The sequence below is a fragment of the uncultured Ralstonia sp. genome, from assembly GCA_913056305.1.
In the GTDB taxonomy this organism is placed as follows: domain Bacteria; phylum Pseudomonadota; class Gammaproteobacteria; order Burkholderiales; family Burkholderiaceae; genus Ralstonia.
The window spans coordinates 121,330-140,843 of sequence record CAJXMR010000001.1; the positions used below are offsets into that span (position 1 = coordinate 121,330).

The following is a 19,514-nucleotide window of genomic DNA, read 5'->3' on the forward strand; positions in this document are numbered from 1 at the left end:
TCATTCCCGGAACAGGTTGACGACCTTGCCGCTGACCGGGCGGTAGTCGAGCAGGTACGACAGCTCACCGGCGGCGGCGCGCACCTTGTCAATCATCGAATCCAGTTGCGAGGGTTCGATGCGCGGCGACGGGACCGTCGTGCCGAGTGCGGCCACGACCTTGCCCGCACGGTCCAGCACCGGGGAGGCGATGGTGGAGATATTGGCTTCGAAGAAGCCCTCTTCCAGCACGTAGCCCTGTTCGCGGTCACGCTGGACCATCTCGAACAGCTCTTCCACCGTGCGCGGCGTGTTCTTCGAGAACGACTCCAGTTGCGGCTCGGGATACAGGTGACGCAGCTCGGCCAGCGACAGATCGGCCAGCAGCACGCGGCCCAGCACCGTGGCATGCGCGGGCAGGCGCGTGCCGACATTGACGGAGCTGGTGAACGGCGTCGGCGCCACCGATTTCGCCACGTAGACGATTGAACGGCCATCGCGCACGACGAGGTTGCACGGGTAATGGATGTCGTCGCGCAGGCGGTCGAGCAGCGGGCGGCCCAGCTCGGTCAGCTCCAGCGAGGCGAGATATTCGAAGCCCAGGCGCAGCACGGCCATGCCAAGGCGGAAGTCACGGCCGCCGTCCACACGCTCGATGAAGCCCATCACTTCCAGCGTGGTCAGCAGGCGGAACACCGTCGAGCGCGGCACCTTCAGCCGACGCGCGAGTTCCGGCGCGGACAGCACGCGGTCTTTGTGGCTGAACTCGCACAGCAGGCGCAGGCCGCGTTCGAGACCCGGCACGATGTACTTTTCCTGCGCGTCTTCGGGGATGAGGTCGTTGCTCATACGTCTTGGCGTTCAAGGATTGAGAGAGGCGGCGGACGGCTCTTGCTGGCCCTCCGTCCGGTACTGCTGTACGGCTTGTTCGATCCAGCCTGCAACGGCTTCGGGCGCGTCGATATAGGACGCGTGCCCGGCTGCCGGCACCAGCGTGAACGGCAAGCCGAATGTCCCAGCCAGCGCTTCGCAACCAGCCGGCGGCGTGATGCCGTCGACATCGCCACAGGCCACGCGCGCCGGCGTCGATGCCGGGCGCTTGCGCAGGTAGGCGCCGATGTCGTCGCCGCTGAGCATCGCCACCGCCTGGCGATAGCCGCTGGCGTTCAGGCGTGCCATGTTCCAGCGCACCCAGGCGCGTTCTTCGTCCGAGGCATCGGGGCGCAGCAGATGCGCATGGCGCGACTCCGCCATGCCGTCGATGCCAAGCTTGTCGAGCGTCGCCAGGCGTTGTGCCTGCACGGTGCGCGACTTCTCCTCCTGCCCCGGCTGGCCATAGCCTTGCGCCGGGTTCAGGAGCAGCAGGCTGTTCGGCTGCATCGCGGCCGGCGCTTCGGCCACATACGCCGACGCCATCAACGCACCCAGCGAATGCCCGACGATCACGTCCGGCTTCACCTGCAGTGCCGACAGCCACGCACGCAAGCGCAGTGCGTAGTCAGCCGCGCGCGGCTCGGCCTGTTCAAGCGGCGTCGAATTGCCATAGCCCGGCGCATCCCACGCCAGCACGCGCATGGTTTGCGACAGCACGCGCGCGCACGGCAGCCATGACGCGGCGCTGGAGCTGATGCCGTGCAACAGCACCACCAGCGGCCCGCGCTCACCCCACTGCCGATAGCCGATGCGATCGCCTTGCGCGTTGATCGCGATCGTGCGTTCGGCAAACGCCGCACCGAGCACCGCCAGGGCGTCGGCAACGCGGAAGACGTGGGAAGACATGACAGCCTGCGCACTCATGGCATCAACGCTTGATCTGGCTGAGCGGATGCTCGGGCGGATACGTCGGCGTGATCGGCTTCTTCGCGCCGAGCATCACGCACATCAGCGCGTCTTCCTCGCCGATGTTGATCTCTTCGCGGTACACGCCGGGCGGCACCGAGACGAGGTCACGGTCGGTCAGGATGGTCTCAAAGCGCTCGCCGTCCTTCTCCAGGATCAGCTTGATCTTGCCGCGCATGACGAAGAACACCTCTTCCACATCGGTGTGGATGTGCGACGGGCCTTCGTGGCCGGCCGGGATGATCATGGTCGAGAACGTGAAGTGCTCCGACGGCACCGTGTTGGTATCAGCCGCCACACCCGTGCCACCCGTGCCGAGGTAGCGCATCTGCGCGCGGCGGTATTTCGGGTCGTAGTCGGCCTGGAACTTGAGGGCGTCCCAGTCGTAGCGACGGGTGGAGAAGCGCGCCACACGGCCGTTCATCCAGTCTTCAAACGACGCGCCCTCGGGACGGTCCCAGGTGCGCTGCACTTGCTGTTGTTCGGAGAGATCGCTCATCGATTGCCTCGTAGGGTGTTGGTGCGTTACTGCGTTACTGCATGACAAAACCGCCGTTGACGGCCAGGGTCTGGCCCGTCACGAACCGGGAAAGATCGGACAGCGCGAACAGCACGGCGCCGCACACGTCATCGGGCACCGGGTCGCGCGAGATGGCGCGCTGGTCGCGGTACAGCGCGTGCCGGTGCGCCGGCACGTATTCGGTGGCCTCCACCAGCGTCAGGCCCGGGGCGACGGCGTTGACGGTGATGCCGTCCGCGCCGCACTCGCGCGCCAATGACTTGGTCATGCCGAGGATGGCGCTCTTGCTCGCCACATAGGCCAGCAGGTTGGGCGCGCCCCACAGCGGCGTGTCGGACGCCAGGTTGACGATGGCGCCACGGCCTGACGCCTTGAGCGCCGGCAGGCAGGCCGTCGTCATCAGCCAGGTGCCGCGCACGTTGACGCTCATCACGCGGTCCCAGGTGTCGATGTCGATGGACGATGCATCGCGCCCACCCGAATTGGTGATGGCCGCGTTGTTGACGAGGCCGTCCAGGCCGCCCAGCGCTTCGGTTGCAGCAGCGGCGCAGCTCAGGATGGAAGCCGGATCGCCCAGATCCACCGCAAAGCCGTGCGCGTTGAAGCCGGCCGCACGCAGCGTTGCGGCTTCTTCCTGTACGCGCTCGCCCAGGATGTCGGCCAGGGCGACGGCGCCGCCGGCCTCGGCGATGGACTTGGCGAAGGCCAGCCCCAGCCCGCGCGCGGCGCCCGTCACGAGCACCGTGCGGCCGGCCAGCAGTCCGGCGGCTTGCTTGTGCTCAGGCATGGTGGGCTTCCGTGGCAACCGGCTTGAGCATGGCGACCGGCTCGTCGGCCAGTTCGGCGGCGGCGCGGCGCGACAGCACGCGGCGGATGCGCGTGATGCCAATGTCGTGCTGGTACAGCGTCTCGTGTTCGCGCGCCTGCGGCGCCATCGATTCGAGCACCACGCGGTCCTGCTCCAGCACATCCCAGTGCAGGCCTTCCAGGCGGTTGCGGTACAGGAAGCGCCACACGTCGCGCTCCCAGCCCTGCACCTGGCGCGTGCGCCAGAAGAACACCATACAGTGCTCCTCATCCACCGGCGTGGCCATGCCGATGATGGTGAACGGGCCGCCCGGGCCGACCTTCGGCTGGTACGGAATCGACAGGCGCAGCCACATCGTGCCGGTCTCGCCAAACTCGACCCAATCGAAGTTCACGCCGCGCTGGCCGGTCTTCTGGAACATGATGCCGGTCTCGGTCTCGACCACTTCCATCACGGCCTTCTTCTCGCCGCTGGCCATGGAGTGCGACACGGCGTGCAGGTAGGCGCCGTGCATCGGGTCCATCACGTTGTCGATGGCGTAGCGGTAGTTGACGTCCCAGTGGGCGACGCAGAGGAAGTGGCTGTGCTCGTCGCCGGTCAGTTGCTCGGGCAGGCGCAGCGTGCCGACCGCGTCTTCAAACGACGACGGCGCCTTGTCGCCGAACCACAGGAAGATGGCGCCGGCGTGTTCCTGCACCGGGTAGCTGCGCACGCAGGTCTTGCCTTCCATCGGGCAGCTGTCGACTGCCGGCACGCTCTTGACCTGGCCGTCGCCGCCCACCTCCACGCCGTGGTACCAGCAGGCCACGCGGTCGCCCAGGTTCCAGCCCATCGACAGGCGCGCGCCACGGTGCGGGCAGCGATCTTCCAGCGCCTGCACCTGGCCATCGGCATCGCGCCACAGCACGATGTTCTGGCTCAGGCGGGTGATGCCCACCGGCGCGTTCTTCACGCTCCACGATGCGGCCACCGGATACCAGTAGTTGCGCAGACCGGTGTTGATGCGCGCGTCCTTCTGCGCTTCCTTGTTGCCTTCCATTGCTTGCCTCACTTGATGGGGTTGCGTGGCCGCCTCTGCGGGCGGCGCGGCGTCGAATCGGTTGTGGATCAGGCGCCCAAGCGGCGCATCTCGGCCAGGAAGGCGTCTTCGGTCCAGGCCTCGCCCGCCTGCGTGCGCAGGCCGCGTGCGTTGAGCACGACGACGATGTCCGCCGGCGTCTGCGCCCCACCCGAGAACGCCGCTTCCAGCCCATCGGCCAGTTGGTTCTCGTACGCGCTCGGCTCGGTGGCACGGGTCTGCCACACGATGTTGCCGACGTGGCCGGGGCGCTCGATGCGGCCCTTGCCGGCGACGTTGTTGGGGGAAGCCTGCTCCCACGGAGCGAGTTCGGGGTTGAATTGCGGCTGCATTTCTGTCGACTCCATCACGTTTCGCTTGTTTTACCTATGAAACGTCTGTTAATATCTGGAACACAGGTGTAACTATAGACCGCGTCCTCGAAAACGAAGATGCGGGATTACCCCTATTCGCTCGGAAAATTCTGGCGCCTGACACCGGCCAATCGGCCGGATGGCGCGCCCGGTGCCGGTCTTGGCGCCGCGCTTACTTCAACCGGGCCAGCAGGCGCCGGCCGGCATCGATGACAGCACGGTCGCCGGTCATCTGGTAGCGCACGATCATCCCCTCCACGCACAGCAACGCCTCTTCGGCGATGGCCTTTGGGCGTGCGTAGCCTAGACGGCGCGCCAGCTCGGCAAGATACGCGCCGAGGTCGGCCTTGTGCGCCACGGCTTTTTCCACCAGTTGTGCGTCGCCGGTTTCGGTGCCGGATTCGGCCACTAGGTTGATGAACGCGCAGCCGCGGTAGGTCTCGGTCTGGAACCACGCCGCCAGCACGTCGGCCAGCACGTCCAGATCGGCGCGCTTGGCGAGGCGCGCTTCGGTCTCATCCCGGAACCACGCCATCCAGCTTTCGTGCCGCGCCTCCAGAAAGGCGGCTATCAAGTCGCTCTTGGATGGGAAATGCCGGTACAGCGACATCTTCGCCACGCCCGACTCGGCAATGATCCGGTCAATGCCGGTGGCACGAAAGCCTTCCTGCAGGAACAGGCGCTCGGCCGTTTCCATGATGCGTTCGCGGGCGGAGAGAGGTTCGGCTGCCTTGGCCATGTCGATGCCTTTGCGAGGGATGGTCGCAGTATGGTCTTGACAGACAGACCTGTCTACTCAATCATGTAGACAGACTTGTCTCATGCTATCCACGTGACCACCGCTGTATCCGCCATCTCTGTCAATTGCCGGTCCGCCGTGCAGCCGCCGCGCGCACGGCCGGCGCTGTCGCCATTGCCGCTGTGGCGCCTGAAGCTGGCGACGGCCTATATCGAAGCGAACCTCGGCGGCCCGGTGCGGCTGGAAGACGTGGCGCGCGCGGCCGGCCTGACGCGCATGCATTTCGCGGCGCAGTTCCGTGCGGCCACCGGCGTGCGTCCGCACGACTACCTTCTTCACCGGCGCGTGGAGCGCGCCAAGCTCTTGCTGATGCGGGTGGAGGCCACCGTGGTCGACATCGCGCTGGAGGTCGGCTTCCAGAGCCAGGCGCATTTCTCAACGGTGTTCAAGCGGTTGGTTGGCGACAGCCCGTCAAACTGGCGGCACCACGCGCTCGACCGGCTGCACGGCGCATGAAAAAAGCCCGGCCAATGACCGGGCATCACGCCATCACAAACCCAGGTCCGACAGACCGGGGTGGTCATCCGGGCGGCGGCCCAATGCCCAGAAGAACTTGCGCTCGGCTTCCTTGATCGGCGCGTCGTTGATGCACGCATAGCGACGCTGCATCACGCCGTGCGCATCGAATTCCCAGTTCTCGTTGCCGTACGAGCGGTACCAGTTGCCGGAATCGTCGTGCCACTCGTAGGCAAAGCGCACGCCAATGCGGTTGCCGCCGAAGGCCCACAGCTCCTTGATCAGGCGGTAGTCCAGCTCCTTCTGCCACTTGCGCGTGAGAAAGCCGACGATCTGCTCGCGGCCGGTGACGAACTCCGCGCGGTTGCGCCATTGGCTGTCGGGCGTGTAGGCCAGTGCGACCTTCTCGGGGTTGCGGCTGTTCCAGCCATCTTCGGCCAAGCGGACTTTCTGGGTGGCGGACTCCAGCGTAAACGGCGGAACCGGCGGACGGATTTCGTTGGCAGACATCGAACACTCCTGTGCATCTGGGTTGGCCCGCCGACATGGCGGCTCAAACACAGTCTGCCGATCCACCCCACATGCCGATATCGCGTTCGCACGGCGCTTTGCCAGAACGCACGATTGGGCACCGCATCCCTCTTTCGGGGGAAGCCCCTTCAGATATGCAACTGGTTGCCGTATGTCTTGCTGTCGCACGCAGGGGGCGGCCGGGTTCATGCTGGCCGGAACGCGACGGAGACACGCACCAGACCACAACGACAACATGAAACGACTGACCTTGAACGCCAAGCTGTACGCCACGCTTGCGCTGCTGTGGGCGAGCCTGATCGTGCTGCTGGCGATCGGCCTGCTGGCCAACCGCGCGACCATGATGAACGAGAAGCGCCTGGACCTGCAGCACCAGATCGAAAGCGCCACTGCCGTCATCAAGTCGTACCAGGACCGTGCCGCCAAGCAAGCCATGCCGGTGGACGACGCCAAGCGCGCCGCGCTGGAGGCGCTGCGCCCCATCCGCTTCGGCAAGAACGGCTATATCGGCGTGATCGATTCGGGGCTGATCATCCGCCTGCTGCCGGTCAAGGCCACGTCCGAGAACCAGCACGTCGACACGCTGAACGACCCCAAGGGCGTGCTGGCGGTCAAACGCATCATCGGGGTCGGCACCGGCTTCGTCCAATATGAATTCCCGCGCCCGGGTTCGGAAACCCCGGTGCCCAAGCTCACCTACGCGCAATACCTGCCCGACTGGGACTGGCACGTCTACACCGGTGCCTACATCGACGACATCGACGTGGTACTGCGCGAGCACACGCTCGAGGGCACGGCCATCGTGCTGGTCATCGGCCTGCTGCTGACGGTGCTGATGCTGGCGCTGATCCGCAACATCAAGCGCAGCCTGGGCGGCGAGCCCGGTTATGCCGCCGCCGTCTGCACGCAGATTGCAGCGGGTGACCTGTCGGTGCCGGTGGCACTGCGCGCCGATGACCGCTCGAGCCTGCTGCATGCCATGCATACGATGCAAGGCACCTTGACCGGCACCGTCGCACGCATCCAGACCGGCATCGAGCAGATCAACGTGGCCTCGCGGCAGATTGCGGCGGGCAATGCGGATTTGTCGCAGCGCACGGAAGAGCAAGCCTCCTCATTGGAAGAAACCGCGTCGAGCATGGAGCAACTCACCGGCATCGTGCGCCAGAACGCCGACAACGCCCGCCACGCCAGCACCCTGGCCGGCGACGCATCGACCACCGCCAGCCAGGGCGGCGAGGTGGTGGCGCGCGTGGTCTCCACCATGGGCGCGATCAGCGACAGCAGCCGCAAGATCGTCGACATCATCGGCGTGATCGAAGGGATCGCGTTCCAGACCAACATCCTCGCGCTCAACGCCGCCGTGGAGGCCGCGCGCGCGGGTGAGCAAGGGCGCGGCTTTGCCGTGGTGGCGGGCGAGGTGCGCACGCTCGCGCAACGCTCGGCCGCAGCGGCCAAGGAGATCAAGTCGCTGATCAGCGAATCGGCGGACCGTGTGGCGACCGGCTCCACGCTCGTGGGTGAAGCCGGCGCGACGATGGAACGCATCGTCGGAGCCATCGCACGCGTCACGCAGATCATGGACGAGATCAGCGCCGCCTCGGCTGAACAGAGCAGCGGCATCGAGCAGGTCAACCAGGCCGTCACGCAGATGGACCAGGTGACGCAGCAGAATGCGGCGCTGGTCGAGCAGGCAGCCGCTGCCGCCGAGTCGTTGGAAGAACAGGCGCAGGAGCTGACGCGCGCGGTGAGCGTATTCCGCGTGGCGAGGTAACCGCCGCCCTCACACAGCCCTCACCCGCCCCGGGCGTCCTGGCCTAGAGAAACTTGCGGTAGACCACGAAGCCCGATTTTTCCGCCACGGTGTCGTAGAGCTTCATGGCGGTCGCGTTGGTCTCGTGCGTGTGCCAGTAGACGCGCGGCAAGCCGGCTTCGGCCGCCCGGAGATAGACGGCTTCGATCAGCGCACGTCCCACGCCCTGCCCGCGCGCGGCTTCGGCCGTAAAGAGGTCCTGCAGGTAGCAGGTCATCTGCACCTGCGTCGTGCTCCGATGGAACAGGAAGTGCACGATGCCGAGCAGCAGGCCATCACGCTCGGCAACGATGGCGTAGATGGGCTCATGGTCGTCGAAGAAGCGCTGCCACGTGGTCTGCGTGACGGTATCGGGCAGCGCGGTGTCGCCGTGCCGGCCGTAGAAGGCGTTGTAGCCGTCCCAGAGCGGCTTCCATTGCGCGAAATCGTCCGGTTGTACGGGACGGATCAGCAGATCGGTGGCTGCGGTCATGTGGCGTGATGTGCGTTGAGCGGGTCTGCATTGTGGCACCCCATGCCTTTGCGCGCCCTGCACGGCACATCTCCCGCGCCGGACAAACCCCAAGGCGGGAAAGTACCTACGCTCTTGGCACGTCTGCGAAAGTTTGACGAAAGCCTCGGCGCAATACAGTGCAACCACTGCTTGGCGACGATCTGCAGCCGGTGCGCCGCAACAGCGACAGGATGGGATCGGTCGGGTGTCAGGTAGTCGACGCGTTTCTGCAGTCAGACGCGGCAAGGACAGGCGATTGGCGTGTATTGGGGAATCCGCGCCGCGCGTCTGGTCCGATGTTTGCCGTGTTCCCGCTGCGATACGCGGTAAGGCTTGCGGTGCTGCGATTGGGGAATCCGTATCCCGCAAGCCTGTTCAACCGAGTTGATCGGTCTTTCCTGCTGTCAACCTTCTAAGCCCGCCGCCTGGCGGGCTTTTCTTTTGCGCCGTTGCCCATTGCCCGATTTGCCGACATCGCTTGGGCATGTTCGATGCGTGTTCCAGCAGGCCGCTTGCTCTGCCACGGGAGACCACCATCATGAAAACCGCATCCCGAAGCCACCCCAGTGCACGCGAGATCCGCGCGATCATCGGCCCGTTCGAGGCGGAAGTGCTCGCGCGGATTCTCGACCTCGATCCCAGCCTCGAAGACGTGCAGCTCGCCTACAAATGGCTGCGTTCCGACGAGCACCTGCAGGGCCGCGTGCCCATTGAGCTGTCCGGCAAGGCCGGGGCCGTCTACGAGATCCTCGACGACGAGTTTCCGGACTTCGATGCCTCCGGGCACAGCGATGTCCACATGTAGCGGTGCCCGTTGATGCAGGTCAGCGCCAGGCCGCCAGGTTGTCGGCTACAAAACGATCGAAGCGAATCGGCGCGCGCCCCAGCACACGCTGCACGTCGGGGCTGACCTCGGCCGTGTAGCCGGCCGCGATGATGCGGTTCAGGCTCATCAGCGTCTCGATGGACCAGGCAGTCATGCCGGCTTGGCGCATCGACGTGATGGCCGCCTCGTCCGATACCGGCACGTAGCTGATCGTGCGCCCCAGCGCCGCGCCGATGCAGGCCGCCACATCCGCGTTGGAGAGGGCTTCGCCGCCGGTGAGCGTGTAGACCTTGCCGGCGTGGTCGGCCGGCTGCTGCAGGACCGCCGCTGCAACGGCAGCGATGTCGCGCGTGTCGACAAACGATACCTTCCCCTGCCCCTGCGGCAGATACAACGCGCCGCCGCGGATCATGCCCGCATAGAAGTTCAGGAAGTTCTGCATGAAGCTGTTCGGCCGCAGCAGCGTGTAGGCGATGCCCGAGTCGATGACCAGTTGATCGATCTCCCCCTGCACACGGGCGATGGCGACCGGGCTCGATGCATCGGCGCCGGCGCCGGACGAGCGCACGATGTGCTTCACGCCGGCGGCCTTGGCAGCGGCCACGGCGTTGCGCGCGAGCTCCACCATGTTGGCCTGCAGCGGGAACAGCAGGAACAGCGTGTCGATGCCCTGGAATGCGCGCTTCAGGCTGGCTGGATCGACAAAGTCGACATGCCGGGTTTCGACGAGGCGCGCAACGCTCTCGCCGCTGGGCGAGCCGGCGATCACGTGCGCACCGGCCGCCTTGAGCTGCTTCACGAGTTCGCGGCCGATGTTGCCGGTGGCGCCGGTGACGAGGATGGGGTTGGGCATGCTGTGCTCCGTTGCAATAGGTGTGACCCACACGGGGTCGATGCACACCATCGTAGCCCGCTCGATTGACGCCGATTAGTCCATAATCATTCGAATCAATTTCAACGAATTGGATCGAATTGCCGTGGACGACCTGCGCAGCCTGGAGAGCTTTCTGAAAACGGTGGAAGCCGGCAGCTTCTCGGCCGCCGCGGGCCGCCTGGGCCTGACACCCGCCGCCGTGAGCAAGCACGTGGCAAAGCTGGAGCGCGAGCTGGGCGCCCGCCTGTTCCAGCGCACCACCCGCAGCCTGGCGCCAACCGAAGCCGGCGAGCGCCTCTACGCGGAAACCGCCACTGCCGCCCGCGCGCTGGCCCAGGCCATGGCCACGCTGACCGAGCGTGACACCCAGCCCGCCGGCACCCTGCGCGTGAGCGTCGCGCCCGGCTTCGGCCGCCAGTACGTGCTGCCGCTCATGCCCGCGTTTCTCGCGCGCTATCCGGCCATCCGGCTCGACTGGAGCTTCGAGAACCGTCAGGTCAATCTGGTCGAAGAAGGGTTCGATGCGGCCATCGGCGCCGGCATCGAGGCCGATGCCAATGTGGTGGCGCGCCGCCTGGCGCCGATCCGGCCGCTGACGGTGGCCTCGCCCGCCTATCTGGCCGCGCACGGCACCCCGGCCACGCTGGCCGACCTGGCCCACCACGATTGCATCCGCCTGCGCTCGGCCACCACGGGGCGGCTGCGCGATTGGGAATTCAACGTGGGCGGCGACACCGTCACCGTGCCGGTCGACGGGCGGCTGGTGCTGACCGATCTGGATGCGATCTGCGAGGCGGCGGTCGCGGGGATGGGGCTCGCGCGGCTGGGTGCGCACCACGTGCTGCCCTATCTCGACGATGGGCGGCTCGTGCAGGTGCTGCCTGGCTATCCGGCCACGGGCGGCACCATTTACATCTACTACGCGCACTACCGCCTCACGCCGCCCAAGGTGCGCGCCTTCATCGACTACCTGACCGACGCATTCGAGCAGAGTGCGTGGCTCAAGCGCATCGAAGCGCTGGGCTGACTGCACGCGGCACCGAGGGGCCGGGGCAATCAACCCGTCACCAGCCGCTGGCTGAAGCGCTGCACGGTCGGGCCGGTCGCCAGCACGATGCTGAACGCCGCCGGCCAGGCCAGCACGAAGGCGTGCGCCCAACGGGCAAAGAAATCCGCCGCGAAACCGGCGTTGATCCAGCCGATCCAGCCCGTCATCAACAGCGACATCAGACCGGACATCAGCAGCGCGAAGGTAATGCGAAGGCGAGTGGGCGTCGACATGGTAGTGCTCCTGGCAACACAGCGATTGGGAATGACGCTATGCTAGTCAACGTCGATTTATGAAACCATATACGTTTTCACAAACTTAAATTCCAAACTCGGAATCATGCTGGATGACCTGGCCTTGTTCGTGTCGATCGTGGATCACGGCAGCCTGCAGGCGGCCGCGCGCCATGCCGGCCTGCCGCCGGCCACGCTCACGCGCCGGCTGCAGAAGCTGGAGACCACCCTCGGCTGTCAGCTGCTGCTGCGCAGCGCGCGCAGCCTCAAGCCAACGCCCGAGGGCCTGCTCTATTACGAGCAATGCCGCCCGCTGCTGACTGCGCTCGCGCAGACCACCGCCACGCTCGACGACGATCTCAACCAGGTCAAAGGGACGTTGCGCGTGCTGGCGCCGCTGAACCTGTCGCGCGGGATCCTGGCGCCGGCATGGGCGAGCTTCCTGACGGCATGGCCGGAGATCCGGCTAGAACTGTCTTTGAGCAACCAGAATGAAGACGTGTGGCGACATGGCGCAGACCTCGCCATCCGCGTCGGCCAGCAGGACGATCCGAAGCTGCGGCAGCGCCGGCTGGGGATGATCGGGATGGCGCTGGTGGCGGCGCCGGCGTATGTGGCTATGCACGGTGCGCCGACGCATCCAAGCGAGCTGGAGTCGCACGCGCTGCTGGTGTCGAAGCCGCTGTCTACGTGGCGCTTCACTTCGCTGGATGGCGCCGAGACGGTCGAGCTCACCCCGTCCGGCCGCTGCGGCCTGAACGACATCGAACTGGCCGTGACCCTGGCGGAAGCCGGACTCGGCCTGCTCTATTGCCCGCACACGCTCTGCCACGAAGCCATTAGGGCGGGCCGGCTGGTGCGCGTGCTGGCCGACTGGCGCAACCCGCAGCGGCCGATCTATGCCGTGTGGCCGCAGCAGCAGATGCCGCGCAAGGTGCGCACGCTGCTGGAACACCTCGCCGCATTCACGGCCGCAACGCCGTTGCTGCAGGGCGAACTCGACTGAGCCTTACATCTGAAACGCCGCCGCGGCCTTGCGCCGCTTGCGGCCGACGATGATGTGCACCCACAGGGCCACGCACACCATCACTCCGGCAATCCAGTGCAGGACTTCCGCGCACTGGCGCGGCAGCTCGCCGTTGACGTAGTACAGCGCGTAGCCCGTCACCACCAGCGTCAGCGTCAACGCGCCGAACACCGCCCCCGCCGCGCGATTGCGCCGCCGCACCCACGCATTGCGGATGTGCGGGCCCCACAGCATGCCGAACAGGAACAGGCTCGCCATGGCGGCGGCGGCGTGCAACTTCATGCTCCACGCCAGCGCAGCCATGCCGCCTTCGCTGCCGTCGTCGATGAAATGCACCGCCAGCCAGACCAGCCCCGTCAGCAGCAGCACGGCAAACCCGCCGTACACCATCCAGCGGCGACGCGGCGTCAGGCGGAAGGCGCTTTCGCGCACGTGATGGGCAAACCGGGGAGCAGACGACATGACAGCGGACAGGTCAGCAAGTTAACCGCGCGAGTATACCGATGGCCCGCACCGCGACGTCAGCCCTTCACCAGCGCCAGCTGCGCCATCACCGCGATGCGCCGGATGCCGTCGGTCAGGTGCGTGCACGACAGCGTCGCGCCGCTGATGTTGTTGATGTCCTCGCCGATGCGCAGCGGCGCCTTGGCCGATTTGCCCGTGAACTGCGCGCGCCACGGCTTGTTGCGCACCTCGTAGCCGTGGCTCTCGCGGTAGGAGAGGATCTCCACATCGACGATATCGCCGGCCGGGTTGAGGCCAACCGCGTAGCTGATCAGCTCGAACTTGCCGATCACCGCGTCGGTGATGACGTAGCCGAGCGGCTTGTCGCCTTGCACGGCACGCCACACACGCCACGTGCCTGGGCGGGCCGGGCCGCCGGCGCGGTCGGCCAGCTGCTTGAGCTGGTCGGCGGAGAGCGCCAGCGCTACCGGCTCGAAGCTGGTCGCATCGGCAAAGATCGCCTTCTGGGCCTGCTCGACGCTCAGGTAGTCCGCGGCAAAGGCCTTGGTGACGACCAGCCCCGGCGCGCCAACCGCGGCGGCACAGACCAGGACGATGGGAACCGGTTGATAACGCATGGCGCCTCCTCTCCTTCAAACGCTACGCAGTTTAGAACGACACGCCCAGGCCCAGATCCACGCGCGAGAAATCGCGGTTCTGCGTGAAGCGCTGGTAGTCGATCTTGAACACCACGTTCGGGTTCAGGTAGAAGTTCGCGCCGATGGTGTAGACCGTGTCGGACATCGACGGCCAGCCGGCCGGCGACGTGAAGCCCGGCGCCAGGCCTTCGTACTTCGCCCCCATGTTGTAGCGCTCATAGCGCACGAACGGCGCCAGGCGGTAATCGCCCTTCTGCCACACGTTGTAGGCCGCTTGCATGAACCAGCCGTAGAACGCCGCCGGCATCGGGTTGGCCGCGCCGGGGTTCAGCTGGTTGGCGGCGGCGGTGTTGCTGAACGTGCCGCGTGCATACAAGGCAGACAGATCCCACTTGCCCGGCGTCCAGCGCGCGTGTGCCTCATACAGCGTGGCGCGCTGATCCGGCAGCGCAGCTTCGGTGCTCGCACGGCTGCTCTTGCCGGTGAAGACCGAGCCGCCCAGCGTCAGGCCCGAGATGCCGGTGTAGTTGAGCGCCACGTACTGCGACAGGTTCTTGGCGTTGGCCAGCCCCAGCTCCTGGTGCGACGTCTGCATCGGAGCGATGGCGTTGTTCTGCATCTCCAGCGCGGAGCTGAACAGCGGGTTCTCCGGGTTGAAGTTCCACTTGGCCAGGTCCAGGCCGGTGGTCAGGCCCACGTTCCAGTTCAGCCCGATATCGGTATCGCCGTACAGCGACAGGCCGCCCTCGCGCCACGTGCTCGGGATGATCAGCGTCTCGACAAAGTTGCGATGCACGCCGTAGTAGTTGGTCGGCTCGTGGTTGCGGTTCATGAAGCCCGTCGGGATCAGGAACAGGCCCGCGTTCAGGCCCACCTTGTCGGTCAGCTTGTGGTCGATATAGAACTGCTCGACCTCGAATTCCCCCACGTCGGACGACGAGGTGACGCCGTGCTCGATCTCGAACTCCGAGTTGAAGCGCGTCTTGTCGTCAAAGCGATAGCCGATGCCAAACACGGCGCGCGCGAGGTCGGCCTTGGTTTTTTCGGAGGCGCGAGTCGGGCGGCTGTAGTTGGCTTCGCCGTAGCCCCACAGGGTGAGGTTATCAAGCGGCGACGGCTTGGACGATGCGAGCTGCGCGGTCTGCACCGTCTGCTGCACGGTCTGCAGGTCGGCACCCTGCTGCGCCTGAGCCTTGGCCTGCGTCTGCTGCTGCGTGGCGAGCGAGGCGTTCTGTGCCTTCACTTCCTTCAGCTCGGCCTTGAGCGCGTCGATCTGCGCGGCCATGGCATCGAGCTTCTGCTCCAGTTGCGAGGTCGTGGCGGCATTCGCTGCGCCGGCCCCCATCAGTGCGATGGCGGCGGCGGCCGACAAGGCGGTTCGTTTCATGCTGTGACGCTCCCTTGGTGTCTTGAATGGTTTATTTGGAGGTGCTCGTCTTGGCGCCTGTGGCTCCAGATACCGAGACGGATTGGATGCGTGCGGCCCCAACGCTGGCAGCCGTGGACTGACACTGCGCAGGCACGTTGTAGGCGGACGGATTGGCCGGGTCGAACCCATCGGTGAGCGTGCACAGGAAGTGCACGACGTCGCTCATCTCCTGGTTCGTCAGCGACGGCGCGGCGGCCGGGTTGTACGGCACCTCCGCCACGTTGACATTGCCGTCGAAGGCGACCGGCAGGTCGTTGTACGGCACGTCGGGCGTGCCGTCGGCCTTGACGTACCAGCGGCCCGGATCGGTATCGCGCGTGACGTACCACGCCACCACCTGGTCCAGCGTCTGGAACACGCCGTTGTGGAAGTACGGGCCGGTCAGCGCGATATTGCGCAGCGTCGGCACCTTGAAGCGGCCGCAGGTCGAGCCACCCACGCGGAAATCCGTCCGCAGCGGACCGCACAGGCCCAGGTCGTAGTAGCTGTAGTTCGGATCGCCCAGCGCGATGCCGTTCTTGGGCACGTACGGCAGCGTGGTGCCTTCCTGGTTGGCCGCGATGCTCCAGTTGCGGGGGATGCCGACGTTGTCGTTGGTGAAGTCGGTGAACAGCGCCGGCGTGCCGCCCTTGGCCGTCGAGAGATGGCAGGCGTTGCAGTTGCCCTTGGTCGGGTTGTTGAACAGCAGCAGGCCGCGCAGCTCGGCAGCGGTCAGCGTCGCCTTGCCGGCGATATAAGCGTCGTACTTGCTGTCGAAGGTGTGGAAGCTCGGGTCTTCGGACTGATAGGCGGCCAGCGCCCGGCCGATGCTCTGCATCGCGGTCGTACTGTCCTGGATGCCGGCCTTGGTGAAGACCGCGGTGAACTGGTCGAGGTATGGGCGCGTCAGCAGCGTCTTGAGCACATCATCCGCCGAGGCATTGGCCATCTCGAACGGGTTGGTGAACGGCTGCTGCGCCTGATCCATCAGCGACGGCGAGCGGCCATCGCGGAAGAAGCCGCCGGAGGTCTTGCCCGTGTTGTCGGTCTGGAAGGTCGGCGTATACGACGCGTAGTTGAGCGACGGCGCGTTGCGCAGGCCCGGCAGGTCGGAGTTCGGCCCGCCGATCGACACCGCCAGCCCGTTCGGATCGGTAAACCCGCGCGACGGCTCATGGCACGACGCGCACGACTGCTTGCCCGAGGCCGACAGCGTCTGGTCGAAGAAGATCGCCTTGCCAACCTGCGCCATCGGCGACAGGGCGCTCCCCGCGGTAGTGGCGATGCTCGAAGAACTGCTGTCTCCGCCGCCACCGCACGCCGTCACAGCCATCGCAACTGCGGCGAGCCATGTCGCCCGCATCACACGACGCATCAACGCGCCGCGTTCTCCCTGTTCTTTTTCTTGCATTTCCCTGTTGCCGGCGTCGCAAACGTGCGCCAAAGCGCACCAAATAATAGTAATAGGAACAATTCGCGTTCGCATTCTAAGGGAACTATCAGGAGAAATCACGGGAATTGTGAAGCGATGCAGGAGGCCAACATGACCATTGTCAAACGCCCCGCGCACCCCATACCATGCCATCGAACGATGTCACAATTCGATCATCCGGAGATGGATCGATGCCCACCCCCACCTCACCCGCTTCGCCCAAGCGCCTGCCGCCCGGCATCCTGCAGACCACGCACGTGGTCCGCTCCGGCAGCATCCGCCTGCATGCCAGCGTGGCCCAGCCCAAGCACACCGTCGCCCGCCAGCGTCCGGCGGTCGTGCTTGTGCACGGTTATCCGGACGACAGCAGCGTGTGGGACGGCGTGCGCGACGCGCTGGTGCGCCATAGTCGGGTGGTCACCTTCGATGTACGCGGCGCGGGGCTGTCCGATGCCCCGGCCGATCTTGCCGGCTATCGCATCGAACACTTCGCCGAGGACCTGGCAGCCATTGCCCAAGCGCTGCTACCGGGCGAGCGCTTCCACTTGGTCGGGCATGACTGGGGTTCGATCCATAGCTGGGAGGCGGTGACCACCGAGCGCTTGCACGGCTGCATCGCGTCCTACACATCGATCTCGGGGCCCTGCCTGGACCACGTCGGCCACTGGGTACAGGCGCAACTGGCCGAGGGCACCTGGGCGGCGCGGCGCCGGGTGTGGCAACAGCGGCTGCAATCGTGGTACGTGGGGGGTTTCCAGCTGCCGTTGGTGCCGGAGTTGGGCTGGCGGTGGATGGCACGCGCGTGGCCGTGGTGGCTGCGCAAGACGGAAGGCATCCGTGGCATCGCCCCGCGCCCGACGCTGCTGCGCGACGCCTGCAACGGCCTGCAGATGTATCGCGCCAACATGCGGGAGCGATTCGCGCATCCGCAGGCGCGCACGCCCCATGCGCCGGTGCAACTGATCGTGCCGACGCGCGATCGCTATGTCGGCCCCGCGGTGACGCGCGCGGTGGAGGCCTGGGTGCCGCACTACTGGCGACACGAGGTGGATGCCGGGCACTGGCTGCCGTTGCGCCGGCCCGACTGGGTGGCGGATTGCATCCGCCGCTTTGCCGACTACGTGGAATCCGGCGACGAGCCCGCCGCGCTGAAGCGGGCCCGCGTGAGCGGCACGCTGCAGCCGGTGCCAGCCGAGGCCGCACCGGCCCTGGCCTGACCCGCGCTCAAGCCTGGCCGGTCTCCTGCAGCCAACGCTGGTGGTATTCCTCCAGCAAGCGCTGCAGCGTCGCGCCGATGCGCACGTAGTCCGGCTCATTCAGGTTCGCCAGCGACACCCGCACCGACGGATGCAGCGCGCCGAAGCCACGCCCCGGCAGCAGCACCACCCCGCTCTCCTTCGCCAGCCGGAACAGCACCTCAGACGGGTTCGTCTTGGTCATGAACCAGTCGATGAAGGCGTCGCCGTAGGTCTTCTTGCCGATGACCTCGGCGTCGAGGATGTTGTAGTAGGCGACGTCGTTCTCGTCCGCGTCGGCTTCGATGCCGATGGCCTGGTACAACGCCGCCTTGCGCCCGCGCACCAGGCGTTTGACGGCGGCCTTGTAGGCATCCGGCTGATCCATCAGCGCGTACAGCGAGAACAGCGCCATCTGCACCTGCTGCGGCGTGGACAGCCCCGCCGTGTGATTCAGCGCTACCGTGCGGCTATCCGCGACAAGACGATCGATGAACTTGAGCTGATCCGGCTTGGTGGTGATGGACGCATAGCGCTGGTGCAGGATCCGGCGCTTGTCTTCGGGCAGCGCGGCCAGCTTGTCGTCCAGCACGTTCTTCTGGTGCGTGGCGATGGTGCCCAGCCGCCAGCCCGTCGCGCCAAAGTACTTGGAATACGAATACACGAGGATGGTGTTGTACGGCGCCACCGCAAACAGCGAGACGAAGTCATCCGCAAAGGTGCCGTACACATCGTCGGTGAGGATGATCAGGTCGTTGCCGGCCTTGTGCCGCGCATCGACGATGGCCTTGAGCTTCTTCAGGCCTGCACTGGAAATCTTGACCGACGGCGGGTTGCTCGGGTTGACCAGGAAGAACGCCTTGACGCTCGGGTCAAGCAGCTTCTCCAGCTCGGCATCGCTGTATTGCCAGCCGTGGAACGGATCGGCATCGAGCTTGACCTCGACCAACTGGTAGCTGTTCAGCTCCGGGATCTCGATGTACGGCGTGAAGATCGGCATGCCCAGCGCGATCTTGTCGCCGGCGCCCAGCAGGAAGTTTTCCTTGAGCGTGTTGAAGAGATACGTCATCGCCGCCGTGCCGCCCTCGACCGCAAACAGGTCGAACTGACCGACGAAGGGCGCGCTGCCGATCATCTCCTGCTTCAGATAGCGCGCGGCGATCTGCTCGGTGATCTTCAGCATGCGGTCCGGCACCGGGTAGTTGCAGCCGAGGATGCCGTTGACCATTTCCGCCAGGAAGTCTTCGGCCGACAGGCCGAGCTGATCCCGCACGTACGACACCGCGTGGTGCAGGAACTTCACGCCCGGCACATCGGCATTGCGGCGCGCAAAACTCTCGAAGCGCGCCTCGAAACCTTCCTTGCTCGGGATGCCGCCGATCTTCTCGGCCAGGTACGAGAACGAGCGCTCCGACTCCTCCAGCGCGAACAGGCCAAGCTGGAAGAAGCCGTGGCGCGGCTCCAGCGCCAGGAAGTTCGGATTGCCGCGACCGGCATTGAGCATGATGCGCTGCGAGTCGCTCTGGGCGAGCTGGATCAGCACATCCTTCAGCTCGAACGGGCTCAGTTGGCCGAGGGCTTCGAGTTCCTTGGACTTCATCGTCGGGTTGGTCGTCATGGCGGATTCCCGTGAGCACAGCATGAAGGGCAGCCCGCCGC

General features: G+C 66.1%; 22 protein-coding genes. 6 read left to right on the plus strand and 16 right to left on the minus strand.

What is annotated here, in order from left to right:
- From QZ609_RS00470 to QZ609_RS00500, 7 genes are all read right to left on the minus strand, one after another.
- A complete protein-coding gene (locus QZ609_RS00470) occupies positions 1 to 828 on the minus strand; it encodes an IclR family transcriptional regulator (protein ID WP_295489542.1) in 828 nt (275 codons plus the stop codon).
- A 12-nt stretch (positions 829 to 840) separates the two neighbouring features.
- Positions 841 to 1,776 carry an alpha/beta hydrolase gene (locus QZ609_RS00475; protein ID WP_295489545.1) on the minus strand — a complete coding sequence of 312 codons (936 nt, stop codon included), beginning with the start codon at positions 1,774 to 1,776 and terminating at the stop codon, positions 841 to 843.
- Positions 1,777 to 1,780: 4 nt separating this feature from the next.
- Positions 1,781 to 2,317: a cupin domain-containing protein gene (locus QZ609_RS00480; protein WP_295489548.1), complete on the minus strand. Its 537-nt coding sequence runs from the start codon at positions 2,315 to 2,317 to the stop codon at positions 1,781 to 1,783.
- A gap of 34 nt (positions 2,318 to 2,351) precedes the next feature.
- Positions 2,352 to 3,125 carry an SDR family oxidoreductase gene (locus tag QZ609_RS00485; RefSeq protein WP_295489551.1) on the minus strand — a complete coding sequence of 258 codons (774 nt, stop codon included), beginning with the start codon at positions 3,123 to 3,125 and terminating at the stop codon, positions 2,352 to 2,354.
- The gene (locus QZ609_RS00490) at positions 3,118 to 4,185 is read right to left on the minus strand and encodes an aromatic ring-hydroxylating dioxygenase subunit alpha (RefSeq protein ID WP_295489554.1); all 1,068 of its coding nucleotides are present in this window, start codon (positions 4,183 to 4,185) and stop codon (positions 3,118 to 3,120) included. The genes QZ609_RS00485 and QZ609_RS00490 overlap by 8 nt, the downstream gene beginning before the upstream one ends.
- A 68-nt stretch (positions 4,186 to 4,253) precedes the next feature.
- Positions 4,254 to 4,556, minus strand: coding sequence for a recombinase-like helix-turn-helix domain-containing protein (locus QZ609_RS00495; protein ID WP_295489557.1), 303 nt, complete (start codon positions 4,554 to 4,556; stop codon positions 4,254 to 4,256).
- A 193-nt stretch (positions 4,557 to 4,749) separates the two neighbouring features.
- Positions 4,750 to 5,316, minus strand: coding sequence for a TetR/AcrR family transcriptional regulator (locus QZ609_RS00500; protein WP_295489558.1), 567 nt, complete (start codon positions 5,314 to 5,316; stop codon positions 4,750 to 4,752).
- A gap of 93 nt (positions 5,317 to 5,409) precedes the next feature.
- On the opposite strand from QZ609_RS00500, the gene QZ609_RS00505 reads away from it, so the two are divergent.
- Positions 5,410 to 5,832 carry an AraC family transcriptional regulator gene (locus tag QZ609_RS00505; RefSeq protein WP_295489561.1) on the plus strand — a complete coding sequence of 141 codons (423 nt, stop codon included), beginning with the start codon at positions 5,410 to 5,412 and terminating at the stop codon, positions 5,830 to 5,832.
- 33 nt (positions 5,833 to 5,865) lie between these two features.
- Here QZ609_RS00505 and QZ609_RS00510 read toward each other — a convergent pair whose 3' ends face one another.
- Positions 5,866 to 6,342 carry a nuclear transport factor 2 family protein gene (locus tag QZ609_RS00510; protein WP_295489563.1) on the minus strand — a complete coding sequence of 159 codons (477 nt, stop codon included), beginning with the start codon at positions 6,340 to 6,342 and terminating at the stop codon, positions 5,866 to 5,868.
- Between the two features lie 256 nt (positions 6,343 to 6,598).
- Here QZ609_RS00510 and QZ609_RS00515 point away from each other — a divergent pair, with 256 nt between their 5' ends.
- The gene (locus tag QZ609_RS00515) at positions 6,599 to 8,137 is read left to right on the plus strand and encodes a methyl-accepting chemotaxis protein (RefSeq protein WP_295489566.1); all 1,539 of its coding nucleotides are present in this window, start codon (positions 6,599 to 6,601) and stop codon (positions 8,135 to 8,137) included.
- A 43-nt stretch (positions 8,138 to 8,180) separates the two neighbouring features.
- On the opposite strand, the gene QZ609_RS00520 is transcribed toward QZ609_RS00515, so the two are convergent.
- Entirely contained in the window at positions 8,181 to 8,648 is a 468-nt protein-coding gene (locus QZ609_RS00520; protein WP_295489569.1) for a GNAT family N-acetyltransferase, read from the minus strand.
- Between the two features lie 559 nt (positions 8,649 to 9,207).
- On the opposite strand from QZ609_RS00520, the gene QZ609_RS00525 reads away from it, so the two are divergent.
- Positions 9,208 to 9,474 (plus strand): hypothetical protein, encoded by a 267-nt coding sequence (locus QZ609_RS00525; protein ID WP_295489573.1) that lies wholly within the window; start codon positions 9,208 to 9,210, stop codon positions 9,472 to 9,474.
- Between the two features lie 19 nt (positions 9,475 to 9,493).
- Here QZ609_RS00525 and QZ609_RS00530 read toward each other — a convergent pair whose 3' ends face one another.
- Positions 9,494 to 10,348, minus strand: coding sequence for an SDR family oxidoreductase (locus tag QZ609_RS00530; RefSeq protein WP_295489576.1), 855 nt, complete (start codon positions 10,346 to 10,348; stop codon positions 9,494 to 9,496).
- A gap of 124 nt (positions 10,349 to 10,472) precedes the next feature.
- Between QZ609_RS00530 and QZ609_RS00535 the strand changes: the two genes are divergently transcribed.
- Positions 10,473 to 11,396 (plus strand): LysR family transcriptional regulator, encoded by a 924-nt coding sequence (locus QZ609_RS00535; RefSeq protein WP_295489579.1) that lies wholly within the window; start codon positions 10,473 to 10,475, stop codon positions 11,394 to 11,396.
- 29 nt (positions 11,397 to 11,425) lie between these two features.
- Here the strand turns inward: QZ609_RS00535 and QZ609_RS00540 are convergent, their stop codons facing one another.
- Positions 11,426 to 11,650: a DUF2798 domain-containing protein gene (locus tag QZ609_RS00540; RefSeq protein ID WP_295489582.1), complete on the minus strand. Its 225-nt coding sequence runs from the start codon at positions 11,648 to 11,650 to the stop codon at positions 11,426 to 11,428.
- 106 nt (positions 11,651 to 11,756) lie between these two features.
- Here QZ609_RS00540 and QZ609_RS00545 point away from each other — a divergent pair, with 106 nt between their 5' ends.
- Positions 11,757 to 12,656 (plus strand): LysR family transcriptional regulator, encoded by a 900-nt coding sequence (locus tag QZ609_RS00545; protein ID WP_295489584.1) that lies wholly within the window; start codon positions 11,757 to 11,759, stop codon positions 12,654 to 12,656.
- Between the two features lie 3 nt (positions 12,657 to 12,659).
- Here the strand turns inward: QZ609_RS00545 and QZ609_RS00550 are convergent, their stop codons facing one another.
- Genes QZ609_RS00550 through QZ609_RS00565 form a run of 4 tightly spaced genes read right to left on the minus strand, consistent with a single transcriptional unit; the run spans position 12,660 to position 16,440 of the window.
- Positions 12,660 to 13,139, minus strand: coding sequence for a hypothetical protein (locus QZ609_RS00550; protein ID WP_295489587.1), 480 nt, complete (start codon positions 13,137 to 13,139; stop codon positions 12,660 to 12,662).
- A gap of 59 nt (positions 13,140 to 13,198) precedes the next feature.
- Positions 13,199 to 13,759, minus strand: coding sequence for an FMN-binding protein (locus QZ609_RS00555; protein ID WP_295489590.1), 561 nt, complete (start codon positions 13,757 to 13,759; stop codon positions 13,199 to 13,201).
- A gap of 31 nt (positions 13,760 to 13,790) precedes the next feature.
- Complete coding sequence (locus QZ609_RS00560; RefSeq protein ID WP_295489592.1) at positions 13,791 to 15,167, minus strand: porin; 1,377 nt, start codon at positions 15,165 to 15,167, stop codon at positions 13,791 to 13,793.
- A gap of 31 nt (positions 15,168 to 15,198) precedes the next feature.
- A complete protein-coding gene (locus tag QZ609_RS00565) occupies positions 15,199 to 16,440 on the minus strand; it encodes a cytochrome-c peroxidase (RefSeq protein WP_295489594.1) in 1,242 nt (413 codons plus the stop codon).
- A 371-nt stretch (positions 16,441 to 16,811) separates the two neighbouring features.
- Here QZ609_RS00565 and QZ609_RS00570 point away from each other — a divergent pair, with 371 nt between their 5' ends.
- Positions 16,812 to 17,837 carry an alpha/beta fold hydrolase gene (locus QZ609_RS00570; RefSeq protein WP_295489597.1) on the plus strand — a complete coding sequence of 342 codons (1,026 nt, stop codon included), beginning with the start codon at positions 16,812 to 16,814 and terminating at the stop codon, positions 17,835 to 17,837.
- Positions 17,838 to 17,844: 7 nt separating this feature from the next.
- On the opposite strand, the gene QZ609_RS00575 is transcribed toward QZ609_RS00570, so the two are convergent.
- Positions 17,845 to 19,473, minus strand: coding sequence for a bifunctional aspartate transaminase/aspartate 4-decarboxylase (locus QZ609_RS00575; RefSeq protein WP_295489600.1), 1,629 nt, complete (start codon positions 19,471 to 19,473; stop codon positions 17,845 to 17,847).
- Positions 19,474 to 19,514 lie beyond the last annotated feature (41 nt).